The sequence below is a fragment of the Methanosarcinales archaeon genome, assembly GCA_014859725.1.
In the GTDB taxonomy this organism is placed as follows: Archaea; Halobacteriota; Methanosarcinia; order Methanosarcinales; family Methanocomedenaceae; genus Kmv04.
Genome location: JACUTQ010000219.1, coordinates 1 through 3,064 on the forward strand (window position 1 = coordinate 1; position 3,064 = coordinate 3,064).

Below are 3,064 nucleotides of genomic sequence, written 5' to 3' on the forward strand. Positions count from 1 at the left end.
TCAATCAACTCATTTTTACCTGAAACTCTAATTCCTCTTAACATGCTTCTGGTCATTTTACTAAATAAACTCTCAATAATATTCAGCCAGGAAGCATGTTTTGGAGTAAAAACAAATTCAAATCTTTGCGGGACAGTTTCGAGATGTTTTTGAGTTTCTTTTGACGTATGCACTTTAAGGTTATCAAGAATTACAACAATTTTTATTTTTTTGGGTTAATATGAATCCATTTCTTTTAGAAATTCGATGAATTCAATACTCCGATGTTTATCTCGTATCTTGTAATGAATTACTCCGGTCAATAGATCAATTCCAGCCAGTAATGAAAGGGTTCCATATCGAACATATTCATAATCACGCGATATTGTTGGATGTTTTCCTTCTACTGGCATTAAATCTGGATGTTTATTACCAATCGACTGTATTCCTGGTTTTTCATCATACGAAACGATTGCCATGTCGACATCACCCCCTTCAGAGTTTATTTTTTTCAATAATTCCACTTTTTTGTAAGTATGCAATACAGTAACGTTTTTCGAATCAAAATCCGGATCTACTTGACGAATATAAGACGAAATTTTATGAGGTTTTATGTTACTTTCCCCAAGAATTTTAGATATTGTTACAGAAGAAATCTTTGAAACTTCAGGAAATCCCATTGCTATACATTTTTTTTGAATATGTTCAGCTAACAATTTATGTGTCCAGAGTTCATGTGGATATCCAACATCCTTTGGTTTCATGCTGTCAATGGCGGTCTAAAAATCCCCACTTTACAATTTTTGGTGAAAGCACCAAATATTGTTATCAATGTTAGAAATGGAGGAATGGCTAATGGTAAGAGATTTACATACACGAGGAATGAACATCACTCAGATATCCAAAAAAACAGGATATGAAGGACTGCAATCAATTGACGCGGTACCTGAATATTTCTTAATCCGGGAAGAAACAAGGAAGATTGCGTGATGTTCAAGATTAACCAGTTCCAGGTAGAACTTGATCAGCTGGTCCATGAGTTCTTTGGGGACGTTATACAGGTTGCCCATAAGCTCAAGGTTTTCTCGTGCAGTCAGATCAGGGTAAAGACTGTGTTGCTGGGGAACGATGCCTATGAACTGCCTGATCTTATTAGGGTCCTTTTGCACATCGTAGGATGCGACCCTGATGGTTCCTTCGGTGGGTTTTATCAATGTGGTCAGCATTGCGAAAGTGGTTGATTTGCCTGCTCCATTAGGTCCTATCATACCGAAAATCTCCCCTTGCAGTATTTCAAAACTGATATTGTCCACTGCTACTATTTTCCTTTTCCGTGCCGAAAACACCTTGACCAGGTTCCTGACCTCAATGAGCGGTTCGATATTACAAAACCCCCTAACTATGCCGTTAATTTCTCCTTCTTCTAACTGCGATCATAACCAGTATTATTGAAATTGTTAATAGAACTTCAAAAGCCGGGCTTTTTGGTGTTTCTGTTGAAGGAGTTGATACCACCACAGTGACTCGAAATTCCTGAGACGGTGCACCACAGGGAGGTAGTTCATTTCTGCAGAGGGGATCACCTACAGCCATCAAGGTGGTACTACCTGGATTATGAGCTTCGAATAACCCCTGAGCACCCCTTACAACCAGCACGTTTAGGACACGACTTATTATGGTTTGATCTTCTACTGTGACATTCCAGTCATAGTCCTCACCCAGATTTAGCAGGAATCGTTCTCCGAATTGAAGGCTAATTGTCTGACCATTCTCATCAAGAGTGATAATTTTTTCTTCAGGTGGGGTCTGTGCAACTCCCGTGCCTATTGATAGCCAGATTATTATTCCGCAAAGTATTGAATAAATTAATAATTTATTATATAACCTCACTAAACTCCCCTAGAATAATATATAGTTTCTATTAAGTTAAAAAGTTTTTCTAATATCCGATTGCAAAGAGGTGACAGGTGGGATACTGGATGTGGAAACTGATGCGGTAAAAGCAGTGGATGGAATACTCGCACATATCGAGGAGAAACGAAAGAAACTCGGGATTTGAGAAGATATGCATCTGATTTATTCTGACAATGGAGTCAGAATTGCATTTTTTCAATTTTTGTTTCAAGGTAATGAATTAAGGCGAAAAGCTTATTAATTTATATATCGAGTATATATTGGGGAGGAAAAACTTGAATACCAAACAAACAAGCGAAAAAATAAAAATTATAGAAGAAGGAATAAGATATCTCTCAGATCTGAACCTGCTTGATGCTTTTTATGATGAAATTTGGAAAAATGAAATAATTAAGTTGCTAGATAAATGCTTATATGAACGAACATATCACGATTTATCTTTAGAGGAAACCGAAAAAACACTTCAACAGGTCGTTGAATGGTTTGGAGATAATTATGGGTTAGCCTCAATAAAAGGAGAATTTTGGATCATTTCAGTTGGGGCCGTTGAAGAAGGTGGCCATCGATGGTGGTTCAAAATCAAAATAAATACAGATAATTTAGAAACTGCTCGAAAAGTCATTATGTTTCATAAATTATTAAATGAAAACTGAAAAGATACCATAGCTTTCTTTGTTATATCTGCCAGGCACAGGATTTCGATCCTTGTAATGTATAAGGGGTTGAAAAATAATACCCCCTTTCATTCAAGTATAAACCCAATCCTGTCACATAGTCACCAAATGACATTTTCATCAGTTCGGATCAGTTGAACAACTTGGGCAAGGTTTTCAGTCGACGGTTTTTCAGGAACCTTATTATTTTGTATCAAATACGAAGTGTGCTATACCATTTGCAATATCGTATAAAATCAAATCAATTTCAAAGTAAAGATTACTTTCCTCATCAATATTAACTGCCTTTTGACCCATCTTCGTCAGATTGAAATCAAAACGCTATCTGTCAACCCCCTTGATTTTCGAGTCTGTACTACAACTATTTAATCCCAATTGACTTTAAGTATTCACTCTCCCCCAGATACCTACAATTGAACATTCCCATGATGCTTTTTTGCACATCCGTAACAGGCATAAGCTTTTTACCTTCACATTTAGTCCCCCTCACGCCCAAC

Annotated in this window: 5 protein-coding genes; 1 reads left to right on the forward strand and 4 read right to left on the reverse strand. The window is 36.9% G+C overall.

The genetic code is table 11. The annotated features are described in order from the left end of the window. From IBX40_12360 to IBX40_12375, 4 genes are all read right to left on the reverse strand, one after another. A partial coding sequence (locus IBX40_12360) for a transposase (GenBank protein MBE0525102.1) occupies positions 1-173 on the reverse strand: 173 nt, incomplete at its 3' end. A gap of 42 nt (positions 174-215) precedes the next feature. After that, positions 216-743: a hypothetical protein gene (locus IBX40_12365; protein ID MBE0525103.1), complete on the reverse strand. Its 528-nt coding sequence runs from the start codon at positions 741-743 to the stop codon at positions 216-218. Between the two features lie 129 nt (positions 744-872). Further along, positions 873-1,292: an ATP-binding cassette domain-containing protein gene (locus tag IBX40_12370; protein ID MBE0525104.1), complete on the reverse strand. Its 420-nt coding sequence runs from the start codon at positions 1,290-1,292 to the stop codon at positions 873-875. 94 nt (positions 1,293-1,386) lie between these two features. Next, positions 1,387-1,869 (reverse strand): hypothetical protein, encoded by a 483-nt coding sequence (locus IBX40_12375; protein MBE0525105.1) that lies wholly within the window; start codon positions 1,867-1,869, stop codon positions 1,387-1,389. A gap of 299 nt (positions 1,870-2,168) precedes the next feature. Between IBX40_12375 and IBX40_12380 the strand changes: the two genes are divergently transcribed. Further along, positions 2,169-2,546: a hypothetical protein gene (locus IBX40_12380; GenBank protein ID MBE0525106.1), complete on the forward strand. Its 378-nt coding sequence runs from the start codon at positions 2,169-2,171 to the stop codon at positions 2,544-2,546. The last annotated feature ends 518 nt before the right edge of the window (positions 2,547-3,064 follow it).

Coding starts and splice junctions, on each gene's coding strand:
- IBX40_12365 (MBE0525103.1), bottom strand. CDS start 743: ATGAAACCAAAGGATGTTGGATATCCACATGAACTCTGGACACATAAA.